This window comes from Clostridia bacterium, assembly GCA_017438525.1.
Lineage (GTDB): Bacteria > Bacillota > Clostridia > Oscillospirales > RGIG8002 > RGIG8002.
In genome coordinates this window covers 1-2,633 of sequence record JAFRVI010000049.1, presented here as the reverse complement: position 1 = coordinate 2,633, position 2,633 = coordinate 1, and the positions used below count along the sequence as shown (strand labels likewise).

The following is a 2,633-nucleotide window of genomic DNA, read 5'->3' as shown; positions in this document are numbered from 1 at the left end:
GTCATTTTTGCGGAGCAAAAATGACTGAGGGGTTGTCGCCGCCGCAGGCGGCGCGGCTCCCTCAGACGAGGGAGGTCCGCTCACTTCGGTCGCAGTGATATTGCTCCGCTGCGCTGCGCAGTGATATTTGCCTGTCGGCAAGTGATATTGCGCGCCTTCGGCGCACAGTGGTATTGCGCCTTCGGCGCAGATATCTCCCCCGCTCACAGTTTCAGCCACTCATACCGCCCCTGCTCCCCCTCGTCCAGCGGCGAATACGGCTTCGCCTTCGGCCGCGGGGAAACGGAGGACGCGATCGGCCCGGCCATGAGCACGTAGCGGCACTCGTCGTAGGCGTGGTCCTCCTGCGAGGTGTCGACGTCCTCGGGGTCGACGCTCGAATAGGTCAGCGACGGGAGCGTCCTGATGAAATTGCGGCAGGTGTTGAAGACGTAAAACCCCGGCTCGCCGCGTTCGTCGAAGGCGAGGCGGTCGTGGAGCTGCATCTTGCCCGCGATGCGGGTGTTGTCGCCGCGGTCGAAGTAAACGCCGCGCCGCTCCATCAGCGAAGCGACGCTGTCGCCGCGGCTCTCGTCGAAGATGGACGGGTCGGCGATCCCGTGTATATACCGCCCCTTCAGGTTCGGGTCGGACGCCTCCGCCGCCTTGATCTCCTCGGCGATGCGGCTCGGCTCCCAGCGCACGCCGACGTTGGGCGCGCCGGCGCAGCCGTAAAGCTCGCGCACGCGGTAAACGCGGCGGTCGCCGTCGACGGCGTACCACCCGACCGAGAACGGCTTGGCGTAGCCGAAGTCGAACCCGCGGTAGACGCTCCACGCTTTCGGTATCGCGAAGGGCGCGATGACGTGCGTGCCGCGGCGCGTTTCGTAGCCCGCGGGGTCGTCGCGCCACTCCGCGAAGACCTGCCCGCTGAAGGAGTCCCAGTCGCCGTAGAGCAGCGCCGCCTTCTCGGCGGGAGGCAGCATAGCGAGCCGCCCGACGTAGTCGGGATCGTTCTTCAGCAGCGCGAAGTTGTCGAAAACCGTTGAATTTATGAATACGCGGCTGCGCGGAAACGTCTTTACGCTGCCGTCCGGCATACGCGCCTCGACGGATTCGGTTATCGTCGTGGCGGGCGGCGCGGGGGTGATGAACCTCGCCTTCACCCAGCCGTGTCCGACGCCGCCGGGGTTGGCGGTCGCGCGGACGTATCCGACGGTGCCGGGGCCGTTGGCGCGGTTGCGCGAGAACATATAGGAGTATTCCTCCCAGGTGAAGTGCGTCAGCTCGTCGAACGCGACGTAGTCGAAGCTCTTGCCCTGATACTTCACGCGGTCCTCGGGCCGCTGCATCGCGCCGAAGACGATCTTCGCGCCGGAGGGGAAGGTCCAGTAGTGCTCGGAGGCGTTGAAACGCGCGGTCGGCACGGCGCGGGGATAGTAGTAAAGCGACTTCTCGATCAGCTCGGAGAGCTGGGGGTAGGTCTTGCGGAGTATCAGCCCCTTGTAGTGCGGGAAGCGTATCTGCCGCAGCGCCTCCATGACGAGCGCCTCGCTCTTGCCGCCGCCGGCGGCTCCGCCGTAAAGCGCCTCGTATTCCGTCCGCCGCATGAAGGCGGCTTGTTTAGGTTGCGGGGTCCATATAACGTTTCTCATACTGTTGAGGCGTTCTTTTCGGCGCTTTGCGGCTTGTCGTCCTCGGCAGGCAAATAGCCTAGCCGTCGTCCTTCCGCGCCGCAAATCATCCGAAAATCTCCGCCTCTTCCCCAACTCCTTTTCCTATGTCATTCCGGGCGGAGCCGCGTGCGCCGCAAGCGGAGCTAAATTTGCCCTTCGGGCAAGCTAAATTGATGCTCTGCATCAGCTAAATTTGCCTTCGGCAAGCTAAATTCGCGGCAAGCCGCGAGCAAATGAACAAATTGCCTACGGCAATTTGAATTATTCAAATCGGCGCAGCCGATTTGTTCCTTCGCTGACGCGAAGCGTCAATTTAGCTGCCGACGCAGTCGGCAATTTAGCTTGCCGAAGGCATAATTTCACTGCCGCGACAGCGGCAATTTCACTGCCCGCAGGGCTAGCCCGCCTCCCTCTCCGCTATCTCTATCACGCCGACGGGATCCGTTTCGCGCCCGCCGGCGATCGCGCGCTTGAGCTCCTCGATACCTTTGAGCGCCTTGACCGCCTCGCCGAGCTGCTTGACGTCGACGCTTGTCCGAGAACTCCCGTCGACGCACTGCGTCTCCTGCCGGAAGCTCCCGTCCTCGACGGCTTCGAGTATCGTCTTCGCGATCCCGTCGGCGGCGTCGTATTCCTTTTTCAGCATCTTTCCGATACGGCTCAATAAAACTCCTCGCTTTCGCGGAAATCCGCGACCCTCACGTTTTCGGGGAACGCCTCGGCGAGCTTCTTCAGCCCGACGAGCGCGAACTCGAAGTAGGGCTTCGCGGCGGCTCCGGCGCAGGTGACGCGGCAGTACCCCGCCCCTTCGGAAACGGATACTCCGCCGGCGGCCTTGCCTCCCTCTGAGGGGTGACGAGCCCGACCGCCGCCTGCGGCGGAAAAAGGGAGGGCGAGGAAGTGCCGCGGTCGATAGGCGCGAGGGCGATTTATCACCCGATGCGCATATCGGGCACCGCAAACGGGCAAAGGCGGCAT

General features: G+C 63.6%; 3 protein-coding genes. All 3 read right to left on the bottom strand.

The window, feature by feature from the left end:
- Positions 1–203: 203 nt before the first annotated feature.
- The 3 genes from IJL83_04730 to IJL83_04720 all read right to left on the bottom strand — a co-directional run bounded on the left by IJL83_04730 (position 204) and on the right by IJL83_04720 (position 2,591).
- Entirely contained in the window at positions 204–1,634 is a 1,431-nt protein-coding gene (locus IJL83_04730; protein MBQ6552902.1) for a terminase family protein, read from the bottom strand.
- Positions 1,635–2,052: 418 nt separating this feature from the next.
- Entirely contained in the window at positions 2,053–2,319 is a 267-nt protein-coding gene (locus IJL83_04725; protein ID MBQ6552901.1) for a hypothetical protein, read from the bottom strand.
- Positions 2,316–2,591, bottom strand: a complete 276-nt coding sequence (locus IJL83_04720; protein ID MBQ6552900.1) for a hypothetical protein — start codon at positions 2,589–2,591, stop codon at positions 2,316–2,318. Before IJL83_04720 ends, IJL83_04725 begins: the two co-directional genes overlap by 4 nt.
- Positions 2,592–2,633: the final 42 nt, after the last annotated feature.

Excerpts from the sequence above, each read along its gene's own strand:
- IJL83_04730 (MBQ6552902.1), bottom strand. The coding sequence starts at position 1,634 with ATGAGAAACGTTATATGGACCCCGCAACCTAAACAAGCCGCCTTCATG.